The following is a 26,207-nucleotide window of genomic DNA, read 5'->3' on the forward strand; positions in this document are numbered from 1 at the left end:
CCAGCCCGGACGGGCTTGAATGGGCCGGCCCGAGCCGAAGAGCGAGCGGGCTTGAATGGGACGGCCCGAGTTGGATGTGCTCGCCCGAGCAAGAGACCGAACCGGGTCCCCCGGGTCAGCGGTCCAGGTGGCCCGTGTCGTTCCAGCGCTCCAGCGCGGGGAGGCCGTACGCCCACCCCAGCACCGACAGCGACGTGGGCTCCAGCCTGATCCGCGCGGCGAACGACACGTCCTCGCCCAGCCACCGCGCCCCCAGCGCCCGCAGGATGTGACCGTGCGCGAAGACCAGCACATCGCGGTCGGCGGACCGCGCCCACTCGACGACCTCGTCCGCCCGGGCCGCCAGTGAGGCGAGGCTCTCGCCCCCCGGGACCCCGTCGCGCCAGATGAGCCAGTCCGGCCGGTCCGCCTTGATCTGCGCCGGGGTCAGCCCCTCGTAATCCCCGTAGTCCCACTCCATCAGCGCGTCCCACGGCTGGGCCCGCTCACCGAATCCGGCGATCGCGCAGGTCTCGGAGGCCCGGACGAGCGGGCTGGTCCGCACCTCGACGCCGGGCAGGCCGCCCCAGGGCTCCCGGTGCAGCCGTTCACCGAGCAGCTTGGCGCCCTCGCGGCCCGTGTCGAGGAGGGGAATGTCGGTCCTGCCGGTGTGATTGCCCTGGACCGACCACTGTGTCTGGCCGTGCCGGGCGAGCAGGATTCGCGGTGCCATGACGGCTCTCCCTGAAAAAATACGGAGATCCGAAGATCCGGGGACCCTAGGATCTGGTGGGTCCGGGACGGCGGTGTCCGGGACGGCGACGGGGCGGCGGACGCGAGCGGCCGGCTGGGAGACCGGTGCGGGACCGGGCCCCGCTCCATCATCTCCCACATGCTTCACGGGCAACCTGCGGGGCGGCGTCCGCGTCCCTCCCCACGCATGACCAGGGCTGTCCGCGTGGGACCGGCCCCGGGGGGAATCAGGACATACGACCACCGTACGGTTGAACGCCCGCCGACGACCGCATGAACACTGGGGAGAGCTGCCGGATGCCGCACGCCACCGCCGCGACACCGTCCTCCGGTCACCGGCCCCGCTGGTGGACGGAGCTTCCGCTGATCGCGGTGGTGTACGGGCTGTATTCGACGGGCCGGCTGCTGGTCCACGAGAACATACCGGCGGCCGTCGAGAACGGGCTCGCGATACTCCGCCTGGAGAAGGCGCTGCATCTCAACGCCGAGCACCCACTCAACCGGATCCTGACCGGCAACCCCACGCTCGGGATACCCGCCGACTTCGCGTACGCCTCCCTGCACTACCTGGTCACCCCGGCCGTCCTGGTCTGGGTCTTCCGGCGCCGTACCGCCGCCTACCGGGCGGCCCGTACCTGGCTGATGACCTCCACCCTCCTCGGGCTGGCCGGCTTCACGCTGATGCCGACCTGTCCGCCCCGGCTGCTCGACGCCCACCACGGTTTCGTTGACACCATGGCGCAGTACAGCGCGTACGGGTGGTGGGGCACGGGCGCGAGCGCCCCCCGCGGGCTCAGCGGGATGACCAATCAGTACGCGGCGATGCCCAGCCTGCACGTCGGCTGGGCGGTGTGGTGCGGCGTCCTGCTGTGGCGCCACGGGCGCCACCCGCTCGTCCGGGCCGCGGGGATCGCCTATCCGCTGATCACCGTGTTCGTGGTGATGGGCACGGCGAACCACTATTTCCTCGACGCCTTGGCCGGCGCCGCCGTGATGGCCGTCGGCGCACTGCTGACCATGCCGTTGATGCGGCTCGCGGACCGCGTCAAGGACCGGGTGAGGGCGGTGTTCGCACGGGTGCCCGCATCCGTCACCCCCACGGTATCCACGATTGTCAGTGAGGGATGCAAGACTTCCGCGGGTGAGCGAATACCCGGCCGGCGGACCGCCTCCGCAGATTCCAGCGACGCGCGCACCCGCTCCGCAGTCGAAGCCAGCGACGACGCTCCGGCAGCGGCTCGCTGAGCTGCGCGGTCCGGCCGTCGCGCCGCATCCGCTCGACGCACGCGCGCTGGCCGCGCTCGCGGCCAACCCGGGATGCAAGCGGCGCGCCCTGCTCGACGGCGCGGGCGTCGACAAGGCCGTGCTGGCCACCGCGCTCGGCTCCCCCGCGGCGTTCGGCCAGTCGCAGTTCGCGTTCGTGCGGGGCAACGCCTTCGAGGCGAAGGTCAAGGCCGACGGCGGGACGGAGCTGCTACGCCTCCTCGTCGAGCGGCTCGGCGGCGGCGCCGAAGCGCCGGACTCGGCCGTGGTGCCCGATCTGACGGCAGCCGGCCCCGAGGGCCGCGCCGCGCGTACGGCGCTGGCGCTGCGCGAGGCCACGGAGGCGGGCGGCTGGGCGCTGCTCGACCATCCGATGCTGGCCCTGGAGGTCGCGGGCTCCCCCGCCTACCTGGAGCCGGACGCCGTGGTGGTGCATCCCGACGGCACCTGGACGGTCGTCGAGATCAAGTCCTTCCCCATGATCGACAGTTCGGCGGACGCCGCGAAGGTCGGTGCGGCGGCCCGCCAGTCCGCGGTCTACGTCCTGGCGCTGGAGCGGATCGCCGCGAAGACGGAGGGCGCCCGGGTCGGGCACCGGATCCTGCTCGTCTGCCCGAAGGACTTCTCCAACCTGCCGACCGCCTCGGTCGTGGACGTGCGCAAACAGCGTGCCGTCACCAGCCGCCAGCTGACGAGGCTGACCCGTGTCGAGGACATCGCGGCCGCCCTCCCCGAGGGCACGACCTTCGACCCTGGCTGCTCCCCCGAGGAGCTGGGCACCGCGGTCGACACGGTCCCCGCGGCGTACGCCCCCGAGTGCCTGGCCGCGTGCGAGCTGGCCTTCCACTGCCGGGCCAAGGCCCGCGCCGAGGGCGCGGTGGAGTCGCTCGGCCGGAGCGTGCGGGGCGAGCTCGGAGGCCTGACGACGGTCGCCGGGGTGCTGTCCGCGGCGGCCGGCAAGGAGGGCGACGCGGCCGACCCGACGGTTGCCGCCCTGCGCCGGGCCGCCGCGCTGCGGGCCGAAGCGCTGGCCGGTGTGGACGGCGGCGTTCCATGTCGCTGATCAGCACTCTCGCCCGGCTGGAGGCCGTGGACAGCGGCCGGGCCCAGCCGCTGGCCACCGTCCGCCACCGCCATCTGACGGACCGGCCGCTCGTGCTGGTGCCGCTGACGACCGCCGGTGAGGCCGGCGCCCCGCTCGGCGTGCTCGTGGGCACGGACCGCGCGGCGCCCCGGCTGCTGGTGGTGGCCCAGCCGCGCGACCGCGATCTGCGGTTCGCGTTCCTCGCCGAGCTGGCCGAGGCGGTGCTGCCGCACATCGAGTCGTACGCCGATGCCGTCGAGCCGGCCGAGCGCAACGAGGTCGATGCCGGGACCGGCAAGAAGGTCAAGGTCGAGGTCGAGCTGTGCACGGACGCGGCCCAGCTGATCGTGCCCAGCAGGGCCGGCCTCGACTTCGTACGGCTGCTCGGGCGGTCCATGCGGTTCCGGCGTACCGCCGAGGACGACCCGGACACCCCCTATCCGGCTCCCGCCCGTGTGCCGCTGCTCGGCCGCTGGCTGACGCATTACGGGGAGCGGGCCCGGGTGCCCGGCTCCTCGCTGCTGCTGGCCACGACGGATCTGCTGAACCGGCACTGGGCGACGGGACAGAGCAGCCTGGAGGACCAGCATCTCGGCGCGCTGCTCGCCTGGGTCGATCCGCCGGACGGCGAGTCCGGTGCGGAGGCCGCGCTCCGGGCGGAGCTGGAGCGGGACCGTGCCGGCCAGCTGGTCTGCCCGCCGGCCGGACCGGCGACGGATCCGGCGTTCGACAACAGGCTGCTGGCGCCCGCGATCGAGCGGTACGACCGGGCGCGCACGGCGCTGGCCGCCGCGGAGGACGGCCTCGACGCCGACACCCGGCTCGGCGAGCTGAGCGGTGCGGAGCGGGAGATCAGGTCGCTGCTCGCGGGGGTGCTGCTGCCCACCTGGGACGCCGTGTGGCGGGGGCTCGACCTGCTGCGGGAACTGCCGGAGGGGGCCAGGGCCCAGGACCGCTGGACCAGGGACCGCTGGTCGTTCACCGCGCACCGGGACCGGGTGCGGGCGGGCGAGCCCCCGCAGCCGCGCCGGGACGACGCGGTCACGGCCGCGCAGAAGCTGGCCTCGCGGGAGACGGCCCAGGCGCAGCTGGACGCCCAGGAGGCGCTCGACGACCCGCTGGTGCTGGCGGGCCGCAGGCTGGCCGGTGAGGCGTTCGTCGGGGAGGTGACGGAGATCGAGATGGCGTACAGCGAGTCCAAGCGGCCCTCGCCGCGCCCGCTGGTCACGGTGCGGACCGAGGAGCGCCCGCATCTCGGCGAGCGGACCAAGGTGTACCGCTCGCTGGAGGGGAAGCCGCAGACGGCGGAGTTCGTGGGGTACGCCGCCGAGGACCCGCACACCGGCACGGTCGACCTCGTCCTGCGGATCACGGACCGGATGGGCCGGAGCAAGGAGCCCGCGCCCGGTTCGGTGCCCGAGCCTGGCGACCGGATCGCCTGGACCCTGTTCGAACACGACCAGCGGGGCGGTCCGAAGCTGCCCGATCCGGAGGACACCCCGTGGACCCATGGCGGTCCGCCGGGCGCCGCCGGCTCCACCGGCCATGCCGAGCAGCCCGACCCCGTGACCGCGGAGGACCTCCTGTGACAGCCGTTACCGACCCGGGGGCCGCTGCGGCGCGGGCGACCGACGCGATCCTCGGCGACACCCTGCGCGGCACGGCGCGCGGCATCGTCGTGGACTCGCCGCCGGGCGCGGGGAAGTCGACGCTGGTGGTGCGTGCGGCGCTGGAGCTGGCCGCCGCAGGCCGCCCGCTGATGGTCGTCGCGCAGACCAACGCCCAGGTGGACGATCTGGTGGTGCGGCTGGCGGAGAAGGCCCCCGAGCTGCCGGTGGGCCGGCTGCACAGCAGCGACTCCGATCCGTACGACAAGGTCCTGGACGGCCTGGACAACGTGCGGAAGTCGGCGAAGGCGGCGGATCTGGCGGGCCTGGACATCGTCATCTCCACGGCCGCGAAGTGGGCGCACGTGAAGAACGTGGAGCCGTGGGGGCACGCGATCGTCGACGAGGCGTACCAGATGCGGTCGGACGCCCTCCTGGCGGTGGCCGGACTGTTCGAGCGGGCGCTGTTCGTCGGGGATCCGGGCCAGCTCGACCCGTTCTCGATCGTGGGTGCCGACCAGTGGGCGGGCCTGTCGTACGACCCGTCGGCGAGCGCCGTCTCGACTCTGCTCGCGCACAATCCTGAGCTGCCGCAGCACCGGCTGCCGGTGTCGTGGCGGTTGCCCGCGTCGGCCGCGCCGCTGGTGTCGGACGCGTTCTACCCGTACACACCGTTCCGCAGCGGTACGGACCACGGTGACCGGCGGCTGTCGTTCGGCGTGCCCTCGGACGGGTCGGGCCCCGACCGGGTGCTGGACGAGGCGGCGGAGTCCGGCTGGGGGCTGCTGGAGCTCCCGGCCCGGCACACCCCGCGCACGGACCCGGAGGCGGTCCGGGCGGTGGCGCTGGTGGTGCGCAGGCTGCTGGACCGGGGCGGCGCCGCGACGAGCGAGCGTGGCCCGGATCCGGTCCCGGTGACGGCGGAGCGGGTCGCGGTCGGCACGGCCCACCGCGACCAGGCCGCCGCGGTGCGGGCGGCGCTCGCGGAGCTGGGTGTGACGGGTGTGGCGGTGGACACGGCCAACCGGCTCCAGGGCCGCGAGTTCGACGTGACCGTGGTCCTGCACCCGCTGTCGGGCCGCCCGGACGCCACGGCCTTCCATCTGGAGACGGGCCGCCTGTGCGTCCTGGCCTCGCGGCACCGCCACGCGTGCGTGGTGGTGTGCCGTGCCGGGGTGGCGGACCTGCTGGACGAGCACCCGTCGACGGAGCCGGTCCAGCTGGGCGTGACGGTGAAGTTCCCGGACGGCTGGGAGGCGAACCACGCGGTGCTGGCGCATCTCGCCGAGCACCGCGTGCATTGGTCGCCCTGATTCTGGGCAGCGCTCTTGCGCTCGGCTGGACAATGGAAGGTGGCCGTCCGGCCGCACGAGGAAGGAACACCACATGGCACAACCCGAGCGGAACGAGCGGCAGAGGCTGCGTCCGGCGCCGCTGCTCTTCGAGCCGTCGGAAGCGGCGGCGGATCCTGAGCACTTCTTCGACCTGGAGTCGATGGAGGACCCGAAGGAGCTGCTGGCCCGCGCGACGGAGCTGACGCTCGCCTTCCGGGCGGCGACCGACCGGGCCGTGGAGTTCCAGGCCGTGGCCGCCGCCCAGCTCGCGGATCCGCGGCGGTTCGACCGGCTCACGGCCGCGGACATAGCCGAGCGCGCGGAGTGGACCGAGGACTACGCCAAGAAGATGATCGAGTTCGGCCGGTCCCTGCTCGACGCCCCCGCGCCCTGACCCCGGGGCCCCACGGCGGCCCCTGACACCGCACGGCCGTCCGTCACTGCGGGTACACCTGTGGCATATGCCGTCGGGCAAGATACTCCGCCGGGGTCCGTCCTGTCCGACTTTCGGCAACTCTGGGGAACAGGAACGTCACGGCCGGTAGACATGTCGTCATGAGCGCATGGCTGAATGACGAAACGACGCAGCGGACCGCTGCCGCCCCGCGCCACGGTGTCGACATCTTCGCCCTGCTGCGGGACCGCGTGGACCGCCGGGCCGACGACAGGGCCGCCCAGGTCACGGCGTCCGGTGCCGCGTGGCTGGCGGGTGCTTCGGCCTACCCCCGCAGCACGCTCTCGCAGTGGGAGGCCCGTCCCTGCTCCCCCGGCGTGCTGCCGTGCGGCTCCTCGTTCGATGTCGTGAGCGTCCCCGCGCTGTTCGGCAGGCGCATGCTGGAGCAGCTCTGGTCGGAGGGGCCGGGATCGGGCCCGGTCGCCACGCACCGGGGCCGGATGCTGCTGTTCGCCTCCCCCGGCACGGCCCAGCGGCTGCCGTCCCTGCTGGCCTGGGAGGAGTGGGGCACGGGTTCCGCCGACGGCCCCCGGCGGCAGGGCGCCCTGCCGCCGGTGCTCTGTCACGGCACGGGGGACGCGGTCACCGTTCCGCCCCTGACCGGCGGCGCGGGCGCCGGCGGGCCCCGCTGGGTGGTCGCCCCGGACACCCGTAACCCCTGGCTCCCGGGGCCGGACGTACTGCTGTGGGCCTGTGTGAGGGTGGGCAGGTCGGCGGCCCCGTCGACCACCGGGAATTCGATTTTTCCTCCCGCCGATCCGGGTGCTAATGTCTACGAGGTCAGCAGGCGCCGTTAGCTCAGTTGGTTAGAGCAGCTGACTCTTAATCAGCGGGTCCGGGGTTCGAGTCCCTGACGGCGCACCGACGGTGGAAGCCCCCTCGTGGAAGCGAGGGGGCTTCTTCGTGTGCCGGAGCGGGTCAGGTCCCGGTGGCGATCCGGACGGTCCAGGCGCCCGACCGGGTGCGGTCGGCGACGTCGATGCGGATGCGCTCACCGGGCACGGTGTAGCGCTCACCCTCCCGGAGCGGGGCGTCCGCGAGCGGCGGGTAGACCGACCTGTCCCAGCAGGCGTCGGAATCGGGGTGGGTGTCCAGCACCTCGACCGGGCCGCCGCCGGACGGCGTGGCGTTGCGGATGCGGTAGACGAGCACGCCCTCGGTGCACGTCGTACGGTCGTTGCCCGTGGCGCTGCGGGCCTCGATGGCCAGCGCGCTGTCCGGGCCGGTCCTGACGACCGCGAGCCGGGTCCCGAGGGACGCGCCGCGCACGGGCACCTCGGCCATCGGTTCCAGGGTGAGGTCGGCGGCGCCCTGCACACACACGACCTCCTCGCCGTCCAGCCAGCCGAGCTTCCACTTGTGCCAGCCGAACAGGTCCGGGGAGAGTCCGAACTGGCTTCCCATCACGTCCCAGTCGCCGACGTAGGTGTCCCAGTCGCCCTTCCCGTCCTCCGGGCGGTGGTAGAGGTCCGCCAGGTCGAAGACGTGTCCGGTCTCGTGCGCGAGGACGTTCCGGTCCGGCGGGTGTTCCTCGAAGACGGTGACCACACGCCTGATGTCCGTGCCGTCGGCGCGCACCGGACGGTCGAAGTTGACGACCTTGGTGGCGTCGGAGTCGACTCCGGGGGCGTCCGGGTCGGCGACGAGGTAGACGATGTCGTAGGCGGAGAAGTCGGTCTCCTCGTCGGCCGCCTCGATCGCGTCACGCAGGTAGGCGCTGCGGCGCTCGGAGCCCCAGTCGCGCTGTATGCCGTACCAGGTGGAGGGGTGGGGCATGGAGGTCCACCGCCGCTGCGGGTGGATGCGCAGGGTGAATCTCCCGTACGACGCGCGCTGGAAGAAGCGGGTGGTGGAGGGGAAGTGGTCGGCGGCAAGCACCTCGGGGGGCACGACGGGGTCGGAGTCGGGGAACGAGAGAAAGACCATGACCGCGTCGAGGCTGCGGTCGGGGCGCGGGTAGGCGCCGTTCCAGGTGTCGAGGCCGAGGGAGTGATGCGCCCCGGTCCTGGGCAGGGCGCACGGTCCCGCGTCGCGCGAGGCCGCCACGGCGGGCCCTGCCACGAGTCCGGTGGCGGCGAGCGCCAGGAGGGACGTGAGAGCAGCCGCCGCGCTGCGCAGCCTCGAACTCTCGGCTCTCCCGGGTCTGCGCTGACGCGGCACATCTACCTCCGGGTGGCGAATGCGGGACTTCCCCCTCACCCTCTGCCGAGTCAGCGGCGTACGCCCTGTTGTGCTGCCCCACACGGGTCAGCGGAGGCCCCGGTGATCATCTGGATCCACACGATCACCCTTACGGACAGTCACATTCGCTCACTCCGAAACCTGAATCGTCCAGATCAGCACAAAAATGATCATCTACGACCATCGAGCATGCGGGTGTCACGTGCGGGACAGGCGTGGGGCAGGAGTGGGCCATGCGCGTGCCCCCCGTCCGAAACGGCGGGCACGTTGGAACGGCCGGTGTGCAACCCTCTATGCTTCACCTCGTTTTCCTGCGTGGTTCCCGCCTCCGGCGCGGCGCTCCACTCCACGCAGCTGCCCGGCCACATCTGTTCACGACAATCTGCACAGCGGGAGCGAGCGGTGAGCGGAACCTCCGAAGGGCCGACGCCCCGGGCGGGCACGGCCCCCGGCGCCGGGCCGTCAGAGGTCACACAGGGTGATCATCCGAGGCCGAACCTCTCCGAGCTGCGCGACTACCGCGCCGCGTTCGCGGCGTCCGCCCTCCCGATGGCCGTCGTCGACCACCACGGCCTGATCGTCAGGCCCAACGACGCGCTCGGCGCGCTGCTCGGCGCCGACGCCTCGTCCCTGACCGGGCGGACCGCGGCCGACCTCCTCGGTCTCGCCTCGGACAGCCCCACCTGGCGGGCGTACACCGAGGTCCTGCGCGGCGGCCGCCCCCGCCTCCGGTGCACCCGGCGGCTCAAGCACGCGGACGGCCGGCCCCTGTGGGCCGAGGTCACCGTCGTGCCGATGGGCGACCGGGCCTCCGGCGCGGGCCGTGTGCTGCTGTCCGTCGCCGACGTCAGCGACCGGCGCGAGATGCGGGAGCGGCTGCGCCATCTGCGGATACACGACCCCGTGACCCGGCTGCCCAACCGCACCCTGTTCTTCGAGCGGCTCGCGAGCGCGCTGGAGACCCCGCCGCACCAGGACGGGTCGCCGCCCCCGCACGGCCGGATCGGCCTCTGCTACCTGGACATCGACGGCTTCAAGGCGGTCAACGACACTCTGGGGCACCGCACCGGCGACCGTCTCCTCGCCGCCGTCGCCGGGCGGCTCACCGACTGCGCCGAGGCCGACGGCCACCGCACCGGCGGTCACCTGGTGGCGCGCCTGGGCGGTGACGAGTTCGCGATCCTGGTCGAGGACTCGTCGGGTACGCCGCAGCTCACCGAACTCGCCCGCTCGGTGCTCTCGGCCCTCCAGCGGCCGTTCGAGGTCTCCGGGCACCGGCTGTCGGTCTCGGCGTCGATCGGGGTGGTGGAGCGGTCGTCGGCCGGCACCTCGGCCACCGCCCTGATGCAGGCCGCGGACACCACGCTGTACTGGGCGAAGGCCGACGGCCGCGCCCGCTGGACCCTCTTCGACCCCGAGCGCAACGCCCACCGGATGACCCGGCAGGCGCTCTCCTCCACGCTCCGCCCGGCCGTCGAGCGCGGGGAGTTCACGCTGGAGTACCAGCCGCTGGTCGGCATGGCGGACGAGGTCGTACGGGGTGTGGAGGCCCTGGTCCGGTGGAATCACCCGCGGTTCGGCCTGCTCGCACCGAGCCGGTTCGTCCCGATCGCCGAGGAGGACGGCACGATCGTCCAGCTCGGCCGGTGGGTGCTGCGCACGGCCTGCCGTCAGGCCCGCCGCTGGCAGCTGGAACACCCGGACGAGCCACCGCTGTTCATCAGCGTCAACGTCGCCGTGCGTCAGGTCCGGGACTCCGACCTGGTGACCGATGTCGCGGAGATCCTCGCCGAGACCGGCCTCGAACCCGGTCTGCTCCAGCTGGAGCTGACCGAGTCCGCGGTGATGGGCTCGTCGGGCAGGCCGCTACGGGTGCTCCAGGCACTCAGCGACATGGGGGTCCGTATCGCGATCGACGACTTCGGCACCGGCTACTCCAACCTCGCCTACCTCAGCCGGCTGCCCGTGTCCGTGCTGAAGCTGGACGGCTCCTTCGTCCGCGGTTTCCGTTACGAGGACGGCGCGCACCCCAGCCCGGCCGACGAGACGATCGTCGAGGCCATGGTGCAGCTGGCGCACCGCCTGGGCCTGACGGTCACCGCGGAGTGCGTGGAGACCTCGGGCCAGGCGGAGCGGCTGCGCCGGATCGGCTGCGACACCGGGCAGGGGTGGCTGTACTCCCGGGCGGTGGCCCCGGAGCGGATCGCCGAGCTGATCGGCACGAGGCCGCCGGAGCGCCTGTAGCGGCACTCGCGGCGCCCCGTTCCGCACCCTCTCAGAGGGAGAACTCCCGGATGACGGTGTTCTCGAAGACCGCGGCGCCGCCGACGGTGAAGAGGGCCAGCCCCGTGTCTACGAGATAGGGGAAGGCTTCCATCGAGTGGGTGTGGCGGCCGTCGTCGAAGAACACCTCGACGGTGGTGCGATCGACCAGCACCCGGAGCTGGACCTTCCTGGCGGCGGCGTCGAAGGGTGTTCTGCTCTCCTGCCACTTCCCGGAGGTGTCCGGGTTGACCGCCCCGCGCCGGTTGACGTAGGCGTAGTCGCCGTGGACACCGGCGTCGATGTGGCGGCCGCCGTCGTTGGACCTGCGCAGCTGTACGCCGGCGCCGGTGAGCACCTCCCAGGTGATCGTGGTCGACAACTCGTACGCGGTGCCGGTGTAGTCGAGCAGGAGGGTGCCGTCGACGCTCACGTCGCCGAGGTCCACGGTGCGCGAGACGCTGTCGTCCAGGGCGGCCACGGGGCGCGACGCCAGGTAGTGCGTGCCCGCTGCGGTGCGGCGCAGGGTGATCTCGCGCACGATCGAATCCGTGCCGTTGAAGCCGTCGGAGTCGATGGTGGGGGTCGTGTTCGCGTAGTCCCAGTTGTTCATCCAGCCCATCGCGTACCGGACCGCGGGGTCCACGGTGCCGTCAGCGGAGTGCTTCTCCCAGGTGACGGCGCCGTACCAGTCGAAGCCGTGGTCGAGCCACTGCGGTTCGGCCGCGTCGGGTGCGAAGGTGGTGCCGTCGAACTCGCCCGTCCAGTACGCGTAGGTGTTGGGGAGCCCCGCGGCCTTGCCGTTGGCGCTCACGCCGAGAACCCACTTGGTGACGGAGTCCGCGCCGGTGATGCGGAAGAGGTCGGGGCACTCCAGGACGCCGATGCCCTCCTTGACGAAGCCGGAGGCGTAGGTCCACTCCTTGAGGTCGTGCGAGTGGTAGAAACCGGCCTTGGTGTTCTCCGCGAGCACCATCACCCAGCGGCCGTTCTCCTGGTCGCGCACCACCTTGGGGTCGCGGAAGTCCTTGACCCCGGGGTTGGGCAGCACCGGCGCGGTGCCGTGGGCGGCGAAGCTCCGGCCGCCGTCGGTGGAGTACCAGAGGTACTGCGCCTGGGAGTCGGCGCCCTCGACGGGTTCCTGGGTGGCGAGCACGACCACTGCGCCGGCCCCGAAGCCCGCCGTGTCGTCGGTGTCCACGACCGCACAGCCCGACCAGACGTCGCCGTTCGGCGTGGTGTCCTTCGGCACCGCGATGCCCTGGTCCCGGAACGACACCAGATCGGTGCTGGTGGCCAGGCGCCAGGCGGTGCCGGTCGTGGTGCCGCCCGCGAGGTAGTCGGCGTTGTACAGGTAGTAGTAGTGGTATTCGCCGTCGATCCACACCGGCCGTTGCGGGTCGTTCTTCCACTGGTCGGGGACGGTGAAGTGGTAGGCGGCACGGTAGCTCGCCGCCTGCTTCGCCTCGGCCCGGCCGGGAGCGACGGCAGCCGCGCCGGCGGGTACGGCCGCCGCTGCGGCGCCGATCGCGCCGGCCCGGAAGAGAGTCCTCCTGGTCATTCCACGCATGGTGATTTCGCCTTCCTGACGACGGCGTCCCGGCGGCCCTGTCCGGCTCGCCACGGCTCTGTACGGGCATGCGGAGGCTCGCTGCGGCCCACTGCGGCTCACTGCGGCTCTCACGCTGCATCAGGACTGTAGACCTAACTCGTTAAAGGTCAAGGGGTGCGGCAGCCGGGAGCCATGAACAGGTACCTCGAACAACCCGTACGACGCCTGAGGTCCACCGCCCGGTCGCCCCTGTGCCGGGGCGCGTGCCGTCACGGGCCGGGCGGTGGCCCCACCGAGGCGCGGCCGACCACCGGGCACTCCAGACGCAGCACCTCCGCGGCGGGCGGGCTGCCCGCCGCGATGGCGTCCAGCAGCAGCCGCGCAGCCGTCTCGCCCATCGCCCGGTGCGGGAGCGCCACGGTGGTGAGCGGCGGGGTGAGAAACGCGGCCATGTGCTCCTGGTCGTCGTATCCGACCACGGACAGCTCGCCGGGGACGTCGATGCCGAGCCGGGCGGCCGCGTGCAGGACGCCCGCCGCGACCCGGTCGTTGTAGCAGACGATCCCGGTGGGCCGCTCCTGGGGTGGAGCCCCGTCGAGAACCCGCAGAGCACCGTCGTATCCGGCGGAGATCTCTCCCCCGGTCCGGACGATCCAGTCCTTGCGGAGCTGCAGTCCCGCGCCCCGCGCGGCGTCCCGCAGTCCCCGCAGCCGCTCGGACGACGCGATGTCGTCCATGCCCCCGACCAGGGCGATCCTGCGGTGCCCCGCGTCGATGAGCAGCCGGGCCGCCGCCCGCCCTCCCGCTCTCTCGGCGGGGATGACCGTCGCCCGTGAGCCCTCCTCGGGCAGACAGTTGGCGAGCACAGTGAACGTCCGGTCCAGGCCCTGCGGGAGGTGGGCACGGTGCAGAGACATGGCGGCGTAGATGATGCCGTCCACCCGTCGGTCGAGGAGCTCCGCGACGGCCGCCTCCTCCTTGACCGGGTCCCCGGTGGAGTCGACGGTGAGGACCAGGTGTTCCTCGTTCCAGGCGGTCTCCATGGCACCGCGCAGCAGGGGCCCGGCGAAGGGGGAGGACGCGATGTGGTCGGTGACCAGTCCGATCACGGCGGTGCGGCGTCGCCGCAGACCCCGGGCGACGGCGTTGGGACGGTAGTCCAGCTGCTCGGCGGCCTTGCGGATCCGGTCCTGGGTCGCCGCCGAGAGGTTGCCCTCGGCGCGTCCGTTGAAGACGAACGAGACCGCGGTGTGAGAGACACCGGCGAGACGCGCCACGTCCTTCGACGTGGGCCGATCACGGGCGCTCGCGCCCCCGCTGTCGGGCTTGTCCATGGAGCGGTGCCCCTCCCCCGTTACCGGTTCGAATCGTGCCACCCTATCCGCGCCGGCGGTCGCCGCACGGAGGGCTGCGCCCCTTGGGGATACTTGCCCTGCCAGGTGTGAGGCCCTCAGGAGGAGAAGCGACGTGAACCGCCCGACCGCCCGTGATGTGGCCGAGCTGGCCGGGGTCTCCCGTGCCGCCGTGTCCTTCGTCTTCAGCGGGCGGGCGGCGGGGAATCTGTCCGCGGACACCCAGCGGAGGATCAGGAGCGCGGCGGAGCAGCTGGGTTACCGGCCCGACGAGGTGGCTCGCTCGCTGCGCAGGCAGCGCAGTGCGGTCATCGGACTGCTGAGTGACGAGATCGCGACCAGCCCGTTCGCGGGCCGGATGGTGCTCGGCGCCATGGAGGCGGCCCGGGAACGGGGGCATCAGGTGCTGCTCCTGGAGTCCCGCCTCGATCCGACGGCCGAGGCCGAGGCGGTGGCCGAGCTCCGGGCCCGGGGCGTGGACGGCATCGTGTACGCGGCCATGTCGATGCGCCGTACGGCCGTGCCGGAGGGCATCGACCCGGCACGTGCCGTGCTCGCCAACTGCCTCCCGGTCGAGGCGGGTGCGTACGCGGCGGTGGTGGCCGACGAGCGGGCGGGCGGCCGGGCGGCTGTGGACGTGCTGATCGAGGCGGGTCACCGGGAGATCGCGATGCTCGGCGGCGAGCAGGAGAACATCGCCGCCCTCGACCGGGGCGCCGGCTTCCGCGACGGGATGCGGGCCGCGGGAATCCCCGTCCGCGAGGACCGGCTGATCGGCGCGGGCTGGCAGATCGACGAGGGGTACGCCGCCGCTCTGCGAGTGCTGGACGGTCCTGACCGGCCTACCGGGCTGGTGTGCGCCAACGACAGGGTCGCGGCCGGCGCGCTGCTCGCGGCGGCCCGGCTGGGCATCGACGTGCCCGGAGACCTGTCGGTGGTCGGCTACGACGATCAGGACCAGATGGCCGGCCATCTGGTGCCGGCACTCACGACGGTCGCCCTGCCGCACCACGGGATGGGCGCGGTGGCGGTGCGGACCCTCCTCGACGCGGCCGACGCCGGGGAGGGCGTCGACCGTACGAGAACGTGCCTGCTGGAGTGCCCGGTCGTCAGACGGGATTCGGTCCGGAGGCCTCCCAGCCACTGACGCGCGTGGCGGCGGAGCCGCGTACGAGCACGTCGTACGTGCCCTCCGGGGCCGGGTACACCTTCTCCGTGATCACCGCCCGCTCGTCCAGGAACGCCTCGATGAGCGGGCCGTCCACGAGGACCCGCAGGTGGGCGCTGACGCCGCCGGGCACTGTCGCGGTGGCCAGGGCGGTGCGCGGGCGGGGGTGCGACGAGGTCGCCGGGGCGTCCGTGCGGTCCAGGACGAGGGTGCCGCGCGTGGGGTTCACATGCAGGCGGACCGAGGGACCGAGGGTGAGGGTCACCTCGCTGTCGGGCTGCGCCACGGTGACGTCGAGTTCGAGCTCGTAGGCCGCGGGCAGCTCCGCGCCGGGCGGCAGCTCCGCGCCGCGCAGGGCGGCGAGTTCGGGTGCCGGGGCGAGGCGCAGCGTTCCGTCCGGATGCACGCCGACCTCGCGCGGGTACGTGAGGCAGCCGGCCCAGCCGGCCGCGACGGACTCCTGCTCGGTGCGTGACTCCCAGCTCCAGCCCCACACCAGGGTGCGGTCCTGCTCGACGAGTGCGGTGGGCGCGTAGAAGTCACGGCCGTGGTCGAGCATTCCGCCTGCCCCTGGCACGAACCTCAGCCCCTCACCGGCTTCCCGCAGCTCGCCGATCAGATAGGCGGTCGAGTACGTGATGTCGTCGATCCAGAGGGAGAGGAGGAGGATCCAGCGGCCGTCACCGGCCGGGAGGAGCGCCGGGCACTCCCACGCGGTGGCGGGCGCGGCGACACGTCCGGCGACCGGGTCGGTGGCGTCGACGAGCGAGCCGGCGTAGGTCCACTCCGTGAGGGAGTCGACCCGGTAGAGGAGGACGTCACCGAGGCCGGTCCCGCGATGCCCGGCGCCGACGATCCCCCAGCGCCGGCCGTCGTGGGTGAAGAGGTACGGGTCGCGGAACGCGTGCAGGTCGAGGCCCGCCGGCGGTCCCGGTACGACCGGTTCGGGGTCGGCCTTGAGCTCGCCGACGGTGCCGTCCGTGGCCCGGGCGATCATGACGGAGCCGACCCCGTCGCGCCGGTCCATGCCGGTGTAGACGGCGGTCGGCACCCCCTCCTCGACCACCGCGCAACCGGACCACGCGCCCAGCTCGTCCGGGCTTCCCGGCGTCGGTGCCAGGGCGACGCCGTGGTCGGTCCAGGTGACCAGATCGGGGCTGGAGGCGTGCCCCCAGTGGATGTCCCCCCACACCGCGGCGCCCGGGTTGTGCTGGAAGAACAGGTGGTAGCGGCCGTCGTGGAACAGCGGGCCGTTCGGGTCGTTGCACCACTGCCCCGCAGCAGGCCGTACATGGCGGCGGGGGATGTCGCGGTCTGCCATATCGCTTCACTTCCTTGTCATCGAACCTCTTGCCTTTTGGAACCTAACACGTGATAGTGGTGCCGCCCTAGCACGTGTTAGGCGCTACTGCGGAACGGCTGGTTCCGCCATCATGAGCAGGCGCTGTGCGGGGACACCGCAGCGCCCAGCACGAGGGAGTGCCCATGACCACCCACAGTCCAGCGGCTCCGAGCCCCGAGGCGGCGGCCCCGATGAGGAGCAGGCGGCGCCTGAACTTCACGCTGATCAGCGCGGCCCTCTTCATGTTCTTCGTGACCTGGTCGCTGTCCTGGTCGCTGTTCTCCATCTGGCTCACCCAGGACATCGGGCTGAGCGCGGGCCGCAGCTCCCTCGTCATCAGCGCCAACGCCGTCGGCTGTCTGGTGACCATGCCGGTGTACGGCTTCGTCCAGGACAGGCTGGGCCTGCGCAAGAATCTTCTGTACTGGATCAGCGGACTGATGCTGCTGGTCGGCCCGATGTACATCTACGTCTACGGCCCGCTGTTGAAGTCCCACTTCGTCATCGGCCTGGTCGTCGGCTCGGCGTATCTGGCCATGGCCTTCGCGGTGGCCGTCGCCACCCTGGAGAGCTACACGGAGCGGCTCAGCCGTTTCCACGGCTTCGAGTTCGGCCGCGCCCGGATGTTCGGTTCACTCGGCTGGGCCGCCGCGACCTTCTTCGCCGGCCGCCTCTTCAACATCGACCCCGCGCTGAACTTCTGGGCCGCGTCCGGGGCCGCCGCCGTCTTCGTCCTGCTGCTCGTCGCGATCCGGGTCACCGACGGCCGGCGGGCGGCGGCCGTCGATCACGCCGCCTCGTCCGTCTCGGTCGCCGACGTGAAGTCGCTGGTCACCTACCCGGCGTTCTGGGGTCTGCTGCTGTTCGTGGTGGCCGTGACCGCGACGTACAACACGTACGACGCGATGTTCCCCTCGTACTTCTCCTCGCTCTTCTCCACCTCGGCCGCCGGCAACCGGATGTACAGCGATCTGAACTCCGTCCAGGTCTTCCTGGAAGCCGGCGGTATGGCGCTCGCACCCTTCCTGGTCAACCGGCTCGGCCCCAAGAAGTCGCTGCTCCTCTCCGGCTGTGTCATGGCGACCCGGATCTTCCTGTCCGGTGTCGTCACCGACTCGCTCGCGATCTCGGCGGTGAAGCTGCTGCACGCCGTGGAGCTGCCGATCATGCTGATCGCCATCTTCAAGTACATCAACCGGCATTTCGAGCCACGGCTGTCGTCGTCGATCTATCTGGTCGGCTTCCAGCTGGCGACGCAGATCGGGGCCGCGGTCATCTCCCCCCTGGCGGGCATCGGTTACGACAGCATCGGCTACGCCCACACCTACCTCGTCATGTCCGGGTTCGTGGCCGCCTTCACCGCCCTCTCGGTCTTCACACTGCGGGCCGACTCCAAAGGCATTCCCGGGACGCTGCCGTCCCCGGACGGCGAACTCTCCCCCGAACCGGCCAAGATCTGACCGGCACCGCTCCACCCGTCGGACGGACAGTTCCATCAACCATGTGAGGAAAACACAGTGATCGTCGTCGCCGGTGAGGCCCTGATCGATCTGGTGCCGCTGACCCCGGGCGACACGCTGGCGCCGATGGCTCCCGTGCGCGGCGGCGGACCGTACAACACGGCCGTCGCCCTCGGCCGGCTCGGTGCCGACGTCTCCTTCTGCTCGCGGATCTCCACCGACGCCTTCGGCGAGGCCCTGTTGCGAGGCCTGCGGGACGAACGGGTCGACGTGTCACATGTGCAGCGCGGCCCGGAGCCCACGACGCTGGCCGTCGCTTCGCTCGGCGCCGACGGCTCCGCCGCGTACACGTTCCATGCCGGAGGCAGCGCCGACCGGCTCTTCACCGTGCCGGCAGCCTTCCCGCCCACCGTTCGGGCGCTCTCCTTCGGCACGTGTTCCCTGGTTCTCGAACCGGGGGCGAGCGCGTACGAGGAGCTGATGCGCCGGGAGGCCGGACGTGGGGTGTTCATCGCGCTCGACCCGAACATCCGGGCAGGGCTGATCGCCGACGCGGACGCCTATCGCGCCCGCTTCCGTAGCTGGCTGCCGCACGTCTCGCTGCTGAAGCTGAGCGAGGAGGACGCGCAGTGGCTCGGCTCCGACGTCAGGGCCTGGCCGACGACCGGTCCCGCGGCCGTGGTACTCACACGCGGCGAGCGGGGGCTGACGGTGTTCACGCGCGACGGACGGGAGATATCCGTTCCCGGCGTGGACGTGGAGGTGGCGGACACGATCGGCGCAGGTGACACGGTGAACGCGGCGCTGCTCCACGGGCTGGCGGAACGTGACCTGCTGTCCGCCGGGGATCTGGCAGCACTCCCGGACGGGACCTGGGCGCAGGTGCTGGCGTTCGCCGCCCGGGCCGCGGCCGTCACCTGCTCGCGCGCCGGGTCGGAACCGCCGTACAGCACCGAGCTCTGACCCGTTGCGCCGGCGGGCCCGTACACCCGGAGGCGTACGGGCCGTTCCGGTCAGCCGAGGCGGGGCAGCCCGTAGGCGTCGGCGATGAGTTCGTACGAGCGCAGCCGGGCCTCGCCGCCGTGTGCGTTGGCCGTGATCATCAGCTCGTCGGCTCCGGTGCGCTTGGCCAGGTCGTCCAGGCCGCTGCGGACCTCGTCCGCCGTGCCGTGGACGATGTCCTTCAGCCAGCCGTCGACGAACTCGCGCTCCATGGGGCTGAAGTCGTACGCCTCCGCCTCTTCCGGGCTCGGCACGAGACCCGGGCGCCCGGTGCGCAGCCGGACCATGGACAGGGCGCCGGTGAGCACCTGGCGCCTGGCCTCGCGCTCGTCGTCGGCGGCCAGGGCCGCGACCCCGATGAGGGCGTAGGGGGCGTCCAGCACCGCGGAGGGGGTGAAGGACTCCCGGTACAGGTCCAGGGCCGGCACGGTGTTCCGGGACGAGAAGTGGTGGGCGAAGGCGAAGGGCAGGCCGAGCACGCCGGCCAGCCGGGCGCTGAAGCCGGAGGAGCCCAGCAGCCAGACGGGCGGGCGGCCGGGCGACTGCACGCCGCCGGGCGAGGTGGCCTGCACGGGCCCGGGGACGGCGTGGATACGGGCGTAGGGGTGCCCGTCCGGGAAGTCGTCGTCCAGGAAGCGGGTCAGCTCGGCGAGTTGCTGCGGGAAGTCGTCGGCACCCTCGTTCAGCCGGTCCGTGCGGCGCAGGGCCGCGGCTGTGGCGCCGTCCGTCCCGGGGGCGCGGCCGAGGCCGAGGTCGACACGGCCGGGGGCCATCGCCTCCAGGGTGCCGAACTGCTCGGCGATCACCAGGGGGGCGTGGTTGGGCAGCATCACCCCGCCGGAGCCGAGCCTGATGCGCTCGGTGTGGGCGGCCAGGTGCGCGAGAATCACGGCGGGGGACGAGGAGGCCACCCCGGGCATGGAGTGGTGCTCGGCGACCCAGTAGCGGTGGAAACCGCGGCTCTCGGCGAGCTTGGCGATGTCCACGCCGGTGCGCAGGGCCTGGGTCGCCGTGCGGCCCTGGCCCACGGTCACCAGGTCGAGCACGGAGAGCGGTACGGAGGCCGTACCGCCCGCTGTGCCGCGAATCCCGTCGCCTCGGTGCTCGTCGCCTCGGTTCTCGTCCACGTGTTCGGCCTCTCCGGTGCTACGTCTGTGTACCGGAGGGTGCAACAGGAGGATGGCTCCGCTTATTCCCGACCGCTCCCCGGACCTGGCCCTGGACGCCTACTCCCGGACCTCGATGCCCCGGGGCTCCGAGGCGCCCAGCGGGGGCTCCCGGGTGGCGAACAGGGTGCCGAGCGTGGGGGCCCAGATCCGGCGTTCGGCCAGCCGGAGCCCTTCCCAGACCGCCACCTGGTTGGCGGTGAGGACCGGCTTGCCGAGAAGTTCCTCCAGTTCGGGGACGTACGCGGCGGTGTGCAGAGCGTTGTCGGGAAGCAGGACCACCTCGGCGTCCGGGTGGTCGCCGGCCACGGCCAGCTCCTTCACGAGCTCCACGTCCGCGTCGGCCGCCGCGGACGCCGTGACGATGCCGCCGCCCCTGGTCGAGGTCACCTCGACGCCCCCGGACCCCAGGAAGCCCGCGAAGAGCGCGGCGACATCCTCGGAGTAGGTCGCGGCGACCGCGACCCGGGTGGCACCCAGCTCGCGTACCGCCTGGACGAAGGCGATGGACGTGCTGGACGCGGGGAGCCCGGCGGCCCTGGCCAGGCCCGCGGCCTGCTCGTGGGCACCGGCCCAGCCGTAGGCGAAACTGCCGCCCGAGCAGGCCCAGACCAGCGACTCGGCGCCGGCCATCCGCAGTTCCTCGACGCCGGCGCCCAGGCGCTCGGCCGAACCGGCCGCCCGTAGGCTGTCGGCCCTGCGGACGTCCTCGTCGATGTCGGTGTGGAAGAGCGGCACTCTGATGTCGCTGTCGAGCATGACCTCGATCCGCGGGAAGTCGTCCTCCGCGGCGTGGCCCGGGTAGAGAAGTCCTACGGTCGTCATGTCCACCCTTCCCGTGCGTCCGGATGTCCTGTCGGCACTCGTCACCACCGCTGCCCCCGCCTGCGACAAGTATTCCCCTTTTCACCCCATACCGCCGCCCGCAACGGGGGTGACCAGCGGTTTCTCCTCGGACGCGAACGCCCTGTTGACGGGCGTGTTCCCCGGTGCGAGCGTGGTCATTCCGATGACCGCTCCCGTGATCCTCGTCCTGGACACCGACCCGTCACCGCGCCTGGGCCGGCTGACCGGCCGGGCCGCCGTCCGGTACGCCGACGAGCGGACGCTGGCAGCCCGGCTGACCGACGCGGATGTGCTGCTCGTCTGGGACTTCACCTCGGACGCCGTCCGCGAGGCCTGGCCGGGCGACGGGCCACGCCCCCGCTGGGTGCACACGGCGAGCGCCGGGGTGGACCGGCTGCTCTGCCCGGAGCTGGCCGCCTCCCCCACCGTCGTCACCAATGCCCGTGGCGTCTTCGAGCTGCCCATCGCCGAGTACGTCGCGGGACTGGTGCTCGCCTTCGCGAAGGACCTGCCCCGCACGCTGGAGCTCCAGCGGCAGCGCCGCTGGAGCCACCGGGAGACCAGGGGACTCTCCGGCAGCCGCGCCGTGGTCGTCGGCGCGGGCCCCGTCGGCCGGGAGATCATGCGACTGCTGCACGGCCTCGGCGTCCAGGTGGCGCTCGTCGGCCGTACGGCCCGGCGCACGATCCACGGCGCCGGAGATCTGGGCCGGCTGGCGGCCGGCGCGGACTGGGTGATCTGCGCGGCCCCGCTGACGGACGAGACGCGCGGGATGTTCGACGCCCGCTTCTTCGGACTGCTCCAGCCCTCCGCCCACTTCATCAACGTGGGGCGCGGCCCGCTGACCGTCGAGGAGGACCTGACCGACGCCCTGCGGAAGCAGTGGATCGCGGGTGCGGCGCTCGACGTGTTCCACGAGGAGCCGCTGGGCCCGTCCAGCCCGCTGTGGGACGTGCCCGGGCTGCTGGTCTCCCCGCACATGAGCGGCGACACGGCCGGCTGGCGGGACCGGCTGGGCGAGCAGTTCGTCTCGATGTACGAGGGCTGGGTGGCCGGTGAGCCGCTCCCCAACGTGGTGGACATGGAGCGTGGTTACGTACCTTCTCCTGACATTCCGGCCTGACGGTCCAGGTGACGGGCGGTCATGAACCCGCACGCGGCGGGGAACACGCCCCGCACACCCGTCGTCGCACTCCGCCCATGACGAGACACGGGAAGGTCACCCTCCGGCCACTGTTCGATTACGTGGCAGCGCTTGCTGCATAGATGTCCGGGAGCGGGAAGGTGCTCACCCTGTCCGGACTGTTCGACACCCCGATTTCTCCAGGAGATTGCGAACCATGGCTGACTTCCCTCACCTGTCCCGTCGGGGCTTCCTCAATCGATCGGCGGCCGTGGGAGGTCTGATCGTCGTTCCCGGCCTGCTCTCCGCGTGCAGCAAGACCGACGCCGGCGCCACGGACGGTGAGGGGGCGCTCGACAAGCTCCGCAAGCAGGGCTTCGTCAGGGTCGCGTACGCCAACGAGGCCCCGTACGGCTACATGGAGGGCAAGGAGCTCAAGGGCGAGGCCCCCACGCTGCACCGGGAGATATTCAAGGCGCTCGGCGTGGACGAACTGAAGCCCACCCTCTCGGAGTGGGACGGCCTCATCCCCGGCCTCCAGGCGGGCAAGTACGACGTCGTCAGCGCGGGCATGGCCATCACCCCCGAGCGCTGCGCCAACGCCCTGTTCTCCGAGCCGGAGTTCATCTCCCCCACCGCCCTGATGGTGAAGAAGGGCAACCCGAAGAAGCTCACCGACCTGGCGTCCGCGAAGGCGGCCGGGGTCACCGTCGGCGTGATGTCCGGTGCGGTCGAGGCCTCGTACGCCGAGGGCGCGGGAATCGCCGAGGGGAAGATCAAGACGCTGCAGAAGCCGCAGGACGGCGCGGACGCCGTCAAGGGCGGCCGGGTCGACGCCTTCCTGCTCACCGGCATCTCGCTGCGCTGGCTCGCCAAGACCAACCCGGACACCGAGGTCACCGAGGCCTTCGTCCCCGAGCTGGACGGCGCGAAGCAGTACTCGCCGGGCGGCGCGGTGTTCCGCAAGGGCAACGAGGATCTGCGCGACTCCTTCAACCGCGAGCTCAAGAAGATCGTCTCGGACAGGTCCCGCTACGTGGAGCTCCTCCAGGAGTACGGCTTCGGCGCCACGGAGATTCCGCCGGCCACGCTCAAGACGGCCGACCTGTGCAAGGGCTGACGAGGACGGATCCCACCGTATGAGTGACTTCCTCTCCATACTCGGCGAAGAGTTCCCGCAGGTCAGGTCGGGCCTGTGGGTGACGCTCGAGGCGACGGTCCTGGGCTCCCTGCTCGCCCTGCTGCTGTCGTTCGTCCTCGGCCTCGCCGCGGGCAGCAAGCTGCTGCTGGTGCGCGGGGTCTCCCGGACCGTCGTGGAGTTCTTCCGCGGCACCTCGCTCTACATCCAGCTGTTCTGGCTCTACTACGCGATGCCGCCCCTCACGGGGTACGAACTCACCCCGCTGGTCTGCGGGGTCGTCGCCTTCGGCCTGAACTACGGGGCGTACGGGTCCGAGATCGTGCGCGGCGCGATCAACTCCGTGCCACGCGCTCAGTACGAGGCGGCCGTGGCGCTGAACATGACGCCCTTCCACCGGATGCGGAAGGTGATCATGCCGCAGGCCTGGGTGCAGATGATCCCGTCCTTCACCAACCTGCTGATCCAGCTGCTGAAGTGCACGCCCCTGCTGTGGCTGCTCTCCGCGGCCGATCTGATGACCGCGATCGAACACGTCCGCAGCCGCAGCGGTGAGAGCCTCATCACCTATCTGCTGCTGCTGGCCGTCTACTTCGTCCTCGCCTACGCGCTGACGCTTCTGATGAACATGCTGGAGCGCACCGCCAAGCGGCGGCTGGGACTGCACACCGGTGCGGGCAGCCTGCTCAGGACACGCACGGCGGAAGCCGCCGCCACAGCGGGAGGTGCCCGGTGAACCAGTCGTTCCGGTGGGATGCCGTCGGGGACGCCTTTCCCCTGCTGCTCGAAGGATTCCGGGTCACGCTGCTCGCGACCGTGCTCGGCACGCTCGTGGCGGCGGTGCTGGGGCTGGCCGTCGCCGTGGCCGGGCGGGCACCGTCCCGCGTCGTGACCGTGCCGGTGAAGGCGCTGACGGAGTTCGTCCGTTCCACCCCGCTGCTGGTCCAGCTGGTGGGCGCGGCAGCCGTCTTCAGCTCCGTGGAGCCGCTGACCATCGGCATCATCGTGCTGGGCATCCACTACGCCGCCTACACCTCGGAGGTCTACCGGGCCGGGATCGACGGTGTGCCCAAGGGACAGTGGGAGGCCTGCCGGGCGCTCTCCATGTCGCCGCGGCGGACCTGGCAGGCCGTGATCCTGCCGCAGGCGGTGCGCAACGTGCTGCCCGCGCTCGGCAACTACGCGATCTCGATGTTCAAGGAGACCCCCTTCCTCGCCGTGATCACGGTGCAGGAAATGGTCTTCGAAGCCCGGAAGTACGGAGCCGACCACTTCGTGTACACCGAGGTGTTCACGCTCGCCGGACTTGTCTTCCTGGTCGCGAGCTACCCCACCTCACTGCTCATGAGAAAGCTGGAGAAGCGCCTTGGCCACTGAATCCGCCCCCCTCAAGGAGCCCGCGGACGCGGCTCCGGACGCCCGGCTGACCGGCGTCGAGCCGCTGGTCCGCTTCGACAAGGTCGTCAAGCGGTACGGCGACCATGTGGTCCTGGACGAGCTGGACTTCACCGTCCGGCGCGGCGAGCACGTCACGCTGATCGGACCGAGCGGCTCGGGAAAGACGACCATCCTGCGGCTCCTGATGACGCTGGAGAAGGTCAGCGACGGCGTGATCTGGGTGGACGGCTCGCCGCTCTCTCACGTGAGGACGCCGTCCGGCTCGCTGAAGCCCGCCGGTGAGAAGCAGCTGCGGGAGTCCCGGAAGAAGATCGGGATGGTCTTCCAGCAGTTCAATCTCTTCCCGAACATGAAGGTGCTCCAGAACATCACCGAGGCGCCCGTCAACGTCCTCGGCATGGACAAGGACGAGGCGGAGACCCGGGCCCGGGAGCTGCTCGACCTGGTCGGGCTCGCCGGCAAGATCGACGCCCACCCCTCCCAGCTCTCCGGCGGCCAGCAGCAGCGCGTGGCCATCGCCCGTGCGCTGGCGATGCGGCCGGAGATCCTGCTGCTCGACGAGGTGACGTCGGCGCTGGACCCGGAGCTGGTGGCGGGTGTGCTGGACCTCCTCAGCGACATCGCGAGGAACACCAACATCACGATGCTCTGTGTGACCCACGAGATGAACTTCGCCCGGGACGTGTCCGAAAAGGTCCTGATGTTCGACGCGGGACGGGTCGTGGAATCCGGTACGCCGGAGAAAATATTCACCGACCCCGAGCACGAACGCACGCGCGAATTTCTCAACGCGGTGCTGTGACCTTGCCTTCGGAATGTCGATCGTGACCTTGGCATATGCCATGCGGGTGCGCCCCGGCCGACACGGCCGGGGCGCACCATCAACTCCTCGACAGCCCCTCCCCAACGGCCTGTTGACGACTATCGTGGGTCGTGAGCTTGCGGTCACAACCTGGCAGATGCCCTGGAGGGGGAACCGTGGCGTTGAAGCCCGAGCCGAAGGCACCGTTCCATTCGGTGCAGTACGCCCTTCGGGTGCTGGAGTCCGTGTCCACCCACGGCAGCGGGGTGACCGAGGCACGGCTCTCCCGCGAGACGGGGCTGCCGACGGGCCATCTCACGCCGCTCCTGCTGACGCTGCGCCGCGAGGGATACGTGGAACAGGTCGCCGACGGCGCGTACGTCATCGGGTCCTCGCTCCTGGAGCTCGGCTCCGGCGCCGCCCGCAGGCGGGCCCTGGAGGCGAAGCTCCAGCAAACCCTCGTACAGCTGCGCGACTCGGTCGGTGCGGCCGTCTATGTCAGCCGCTACGTCGACGGGGAGATCCGCGTCACACAGATGGCCGACGGGCCCCGCACGCCGGCCGTCAACGAGTGGGTCGACTTCCGCTCGGCGGCGCACGCCAGCGCGATCGGCAAGTGCCTGCTGACGCAGCTCGACCAGAACGGCCGGCGCGACCATCTGGCCCGGCACCGGATCGCGCGGCTGACGTCGCGGACGATCACGAACGAGAAGGTGCTCTTCTCCAAGCTGGACAGCCAGCCGGCGACGGTCCCGGTGCTCGACCTCCAGGAGTACGCCGTGGGCACGGTGTGCGCGGCCGTTCCGCTGACGGCGGGCTCGTCGGCCGGCTGCCTGGCGCTCTCCCTGCCGATCGAGCACGCGCACCGGCTGCGGGCCGCGGCCGCGACGATGAACCGGCGCGCGGCGCCGGTCCTGCTGTCGCTGGCTCTGTGAGCCGCG

General features: G+C 71.8%; 23 protein-coding genes and 1 tRNA gene. 17 read left to right on the forward strand and 7 right to left on the reverse strand.

Annotated elements, in window-relative coordinates; genetic code table 11:
- Positions 1-115: 115 nt before the first annotated feature.
- Complete coding sequence (locus ACIBCU_RS05800) at positions 116-712, reverse strand: histidine phosphatase family protein (RefSeq protein WP_362926814.1); 597 nt, start codon at positions 710-712, stop codon at positions 116-118.
- 317 nt (positions 713-1,029) lie between these two features.
- Between ACIBCU_RS05800 and ACIBCU_RS05805 the strand changes: the two genes are divergently transcribed.
- The 7 genes from ACIBCU_RS05805 (at position 1,030) to ACIBCU_RS05835 (ending at position 7,335) form a co-directional block, all read left to right on the forward strand.
- Complete coding sequence (locus ACIBCU_RS05805) at positions 1,030-1,977, forward strand: phosphatase PAP2 family protein (protein ID WP_399229499.1); 948 nt, start codon at positions 1,030-1,032, stop codon at positions 1,975-1,977.
- On the forward strand, positions 1,874-3,058 hold the full coding sequence (locus ACIBCU_RS05810) for a hypothetical protein (protein ID WP_399229503.1): 1,185 nt from the start codon (positions 1,874-1,876) through the stop codon (positions 3,056-3,058). The genes ACIBCU_RS05805 and ACIBCU_RS05810 overlap by 104 nt, the downstream gene beginning before the upstream one ends.
- On the forward strand, positions 3,049-4,668 hold the full coding sequence (locus ACIBCU_RS05815) for a hypothetical protein (RefSeq protein WP_399229505.1): 1,620 nt from the start codon (positions 3,049-3,051) through the stop codon (positions 4,666-4,668). The genes ACIBCU_RS05810 and ACIBCU_RS05815 overlap by 10 nt, the downstream gene beginning before the upstream one ends.
- On the forward strand, positions 4,665-5,999 hold the full coding sequence (locus tag ACIBCU_RS05820; protein WP_399229507.1) for an AAA domain-containing protein: 1,335 nt from the start codon (positions 4,665-4,667) through the stop codon (positions 5,997-5,999). The genes ACIBCU_RS05815 and ACIBCU_RS05820 overlap by 4 nt, the downstream gene beginning before the upstream one ends.
- Before the next feature lie 73 nt (positions 6,000-6,072).
- On the forward strand, positions 6,073-6,414 hold the full coding sequence (locus tag ACIBCU_RS05825; protein WP_356708396.1) for a hypothetical protein: 342 nt from the start codon (positions 6,073-6,075) through the stop codon (positions 6,412-6,414).
- A 161-nt stretch (positions 6,415-6,575) separates the two neighbouring features.
- Positions 6,576-7,271: a hypothetical protein gene (locus ACIBCU_RS05830; RefSeq protein WP_399229510.1), complete on the forward strand. Its 696-nt coding sequence runs from the start codon at positions 6,576-6,578 to the stop codon at positions 7,269-7,271.
- Positions 7,262-7,335 (forward strand) — tRNA-Lys (locus tag ACIBCU_RS05835). The genes ACIBCU_RS05830 and ACIBCU_RS05835 overlap by 10 nt, the downstream gene beginning before the upstream one ends.
- A 57-nt stretch (positions 7,336-7,392) precedes the next feature.
- Here ACIBCU_RS05835 and ACIBCU_RS05840 read toward each other — a convergent pair.
- A complete protein-coding gene (locus ACIBCU_RS05840) occupies positions 7,393-8,634 on the reverse strand; it encodes a M6 family metalloprotease domain-containing protein (RefSeq protein WP_399229511.1) in 1,242 nt (413 codons plus the stop codon).
- Positions 8,635-9,057: 423 nt separating this feature from the next.
- Here ACIBCU_RS05840 and ACIBCU_RS05845 point away from each other — a divergent pair, with 423 nt between their 5' ends.
- Positions 9,058-10,899 (forward strand): putative bifunctional diguanylate cyclase/phosphodiesterase, encoded by a 1,842-nt coding sequence (locus ACIBCU_RS05845; RefSeq protein WP_399229513.1) that lies wholly within the window; start codon positions 9,058-9,060, stop codon positions 10,897-10,899.
- Between the two features lie 31 nt (positions 10,900-10,930).
- Here the strand turns inward: ACIBCU_RS05845 and ACIBCU_RS05850 are convergent, their stop codons facing one another.
- Complete coding sequence (locus ACIBCU_RS05850; protein WP_362926830.1) at positions 10,931-12,487, reverse strand: GH32 C-terminal domain-containing protein; 1,557 nt, start codon at positions 12,485-12,487, stop codon at positions 10,931-10,933.
- Positions 12,488-12,738: 251 nt separating this feature from the next.
- Positions 12,739-13,803 (reverse strand): LacI family DNA-binding transcriptional regulator, encoded by a 1,065-nt coding sequence (locus tag ACIBCU_RS05855; RefSeq protein ID WP_399229516.1) that lies wholly within the window; start codon positions 13,801-13,803, stop codon positions 12,739-12,741.
- A gap of 133 nt (positions 13,804-13,936) precedes the next feature.
- Here ACIBCU_RS05855 and ACIBCU_RS05860 point away from each other — a divergent pair, with 133 nt between their 5' ends.
- A complete protein-coding gene (locus ACIBCU_RS05860) occupies positions 13,937-14,968 on the forward strand; it encodes a LacI family DNA-binding transcriptional regulator (RefSeq protein ID WP_399229518.1) in 1,032 nt (343 codons plus the stop codon).
- On the opposite strand, the gene ACIBCU_RS05865 is transcribed toward ACIBCU_RS05860, so the two are convergent.
- The gene (locus tag ACIBCU_RS05865) at positions 14,931-16,310 is read right to left on the reverse strand and encodes a glycoside hydrolase family 32 protein (RefSeq protein WP_399229521.1); all 1,380 of its coding nucleotides are present in this window, start codon (positions 16,308-16,310) and stop codon (positions 14,931-14,933) included. The two genes, ACIBCU_RS05860 and ACIBCU_RS05865, sit on opposite strands and share 38 nt — an antisense overlap.
- A gap of 164 nt (positions 16,311-16,474) precedes the next feature.
- On the opposite strand from ACIBCU_RS05865, the gene ACIBCU_RS05870 reads away from it, so the two are divergent.
- Positions 16,475-17,791: an oligosaccharide MFS transporter gene (locus ACIBCU_RS05870; RefSeq protein ID WP_362926837.1), complete on the forward strand. Its 1,317-nt coding sequence runs from the start codon at positions 16,475-16,477 to the stop codon at positions 17,789-17,791.
- A 57-nt stretch (positions 17,792-17,848) separates the two neighbouring features.
- On the forward strand, positions 17,849-18,754 hold the full coding sequence (locus ACIBCU_RS05875) for a carbohydrate kinase (protein WP_399229523.1): 906 nt from the start codon (positions 17,849-17,851) through the stop codon (positions 18,752-18,754).
- A gap of 50 nt (positions 18,755-18,804) precedes the next feature.
- On the opposite strand, the gene ACIBCU_RS05880 is transcribed toward ACIBCU_RS05875, so the two are convergent.
- Complete coding sequence (locus tag ACIBCU_RS05880) at positions 18,805-19,920, reverse strand: LLM class flavin-dependent oxidoreductase (RefSeq protein WP_362926841.1); 1,116 nt, start codon at positions 19,918-19,920, stop codon at positions 18,805-18,807.
- Positions 19,921-20,019: 99 nt separating this feature from the next.
- Positions 20,020-20,784 carry a decarboxylase gene (locus ACIBCU_RS05885; RefSeq protein ID WP_362926842.1) on the reverse strand — a complete coding sequence of 255 codons (765 nt, stop codon included), beginning with the start codon at positions 20,782-20,784 and terminating at the stop codon, positions 20,020-20,022.
- Positions 20,785-20,968: 184 nt separating this feature from the next.
- Between ACIBCU_RS05885 and ACIBCU_RS05890 the strand changes: the two genes are divergently transcribed.
- The 6 genes from ACIBCU_RS05890 to ACIBCU_RS05915 all read left to right on the forward strand — a co-directional run bounded on the left by ACIBCU_RS05890 (position 20,969) and on the right by ACIBCU_RS05915 (position 26,201).
- Complete coding sequence (locus ACIBCU_RS05890; protein ID WP_399229744.1) at positions 20,969-21,928, forward strand: D-2-hydroxyacid dehydrogenase; 960 nt, start codon at positions 20,969-20,971, stop codon at positions 21,926-21,928.
- A gap of 217 nt (positions 21,929-22,145) precedes the next feature.
- Entirely contained in the window at positions 22,146-23,048 is a 903-nt protein-coding gene (gene ehuB / locus ACIBCU_RS05895) for an ectoine/hydroxyectoine ABC transporter substrate-binding protein EhuB (protein ID WP_399229526.1), read from the forward strand.
- Positions 23,049-23,067: 19 nt separating this feature from the next.
- On the forward strand, positions 23,068-23,802 hold the full coding sequence (gene ehuC / locus ACIBCU_RS05900) for an ectoine/hydroxyectoine ABC transporter permease subunit EhuC (RefSeq protein WP_362926846.1): 735 nt from the start codon (positions 23,068-23,070) through the stop codon (positions 23,800-23,802).
- On the forward strand, positions 23,799-24,443 hold the full coding sequence (gene ehuD / locus ACIBCU_RS05905) for an ectoine/hydroxyectoine ABC transporter permease subunit EhuD (protein ID WP_399229528.1): 645 nt from the start codon (positions 23,799-23,801) through the stop codon (positions 24,441-24,443). Before ehuC ends, ehuD begins: the two co-directional genes overlap by 4 nt.
- Positions 24,433-25,266 (forward strand): ectoine/hydroxyectoine ABC transporter ATP-binding protein EhuA, encoded by an 834-nt coding sequence (gene ehuA / locus ACIBCU_RS05910; RefSeq protein ID WP_399229530.1) that lies wholly within the window; start codon positions 24,433-24,435, stop codon positions 25,264-25,266. Before ehuD ends, ehuA begins: the two co-directional genes overlap by 11 nt.
- A gap of 176 nt (positions 25,267-25,442) precedes the next feature.
- Entirely contained in the window at positions 25,443-26,201 is a 759-nt protein-coding gene (locus ACIBCU_RS05915; protein ID WP_362926851.1) for an IclR family transcriptional regulator C-terminal domain-containing protein, read from the forward strand.
- Positions 26,202-26,207 lie beyond the last annotated feature (6 nt).

Origin of the sequence: Streptomyces sp. NPDC051064, assembly GCF_044455985.1 — a bacterium.
GTDB lineage: Bacteria > Actinomycetota > Actinomycetes > Streptomycetales > Streptomycetaceae > Streptomyces.

Coding starts and splice junctions, on each gene's coding strand:
- ACIBCU_RS05870 (WP_362926837.1), top strand. CDS start 16,475: ATGACCACCCACAGTCCAGCGGCTCCGAGCCCCGAGGCGGCGGCCCCG.
- ACIBCU_RS05890 (WP_399229744.1), top strand. CDS start 20,969: ATGACCGCTCCCGTGATCCTCGTCCTGGACACCGACCCGTCACCGCGC.
- ACIBCU_RS05855 (WP_399229516.1), bottom strand. CDS start 13,803: ATGGACAAGCCCGACAGCGGGGGCGCGAGCGCCCGTGATCGGCCCACG.
- ACIBCU_RS05865 (WP_399229521.1), bottom strand. CDS start 16,310: ATGGCAGACCGCGACATCCCCCGCCGCCATGTACGGCCTGCTGCGGGG.
- ACIBCU_RS05885 (WP_362926842.1), bottom strand. CDS start 20,784: ATGACGACCGTAGGACTTCTCTACCCGGGCCACGCCGCGGAGGACGAC.
- ACIBCU_RS05825 (WP_356708396.1), top strand. CDS start 6,073: ATGGCACAACCCGAGCGGAACGAGCGGCAGAGGCTGCGTCCGGCGCCG.
- ehuB (WP_399229526.1), top strand. CDS start 22,146: ATGGCTGACTTCCCTCACCTGTCCCGTCGGGGCTTCCTCAATCGATCG.
- ACIBCU_RS05800 (WP_362926814.1), bottom strand. CDS start 712: ATGGCACCGCGAATCCTGCTCGCCCGGCACGGCCAGACACAGTGGTCG.
- ACIBCU_RS05830 (WP_399229510.1), top strand. CDS start 6,576: ATGAGCGCATGGCTGAATGACGAAACGACGCAGCGGACCGCTGCCGCC.
- ACIBCU_RS05815 (WP_399229505.1), top strand. CDS start 3,049: ATGTCGCTGATCAGCACTCTCGCCCGGCTGGAGGCCGTGGACAGCGGC.
- ehuC (WP_362926846.1), top strand. CDS start 23,068: ATGAGTGACTTCCTCTCCATACTCGGCGAAGAGTTCCCGCAGGTCAGG.
- ACIBCU_RS05850 (WP_362926830.1), bottom strand. CDS start 12,487: ATGCGTGGAATGACCAGGAGGACTCTCTTCCGGGCCGGCGCGATCGGC.
- ACIBCU_RS05805 (WP_399229499.1), top strand. CDS start 1,030: ATGCCGCACGCCACCGCCGCGACACCGTCCTCCGGTCACCGGCCCCGC.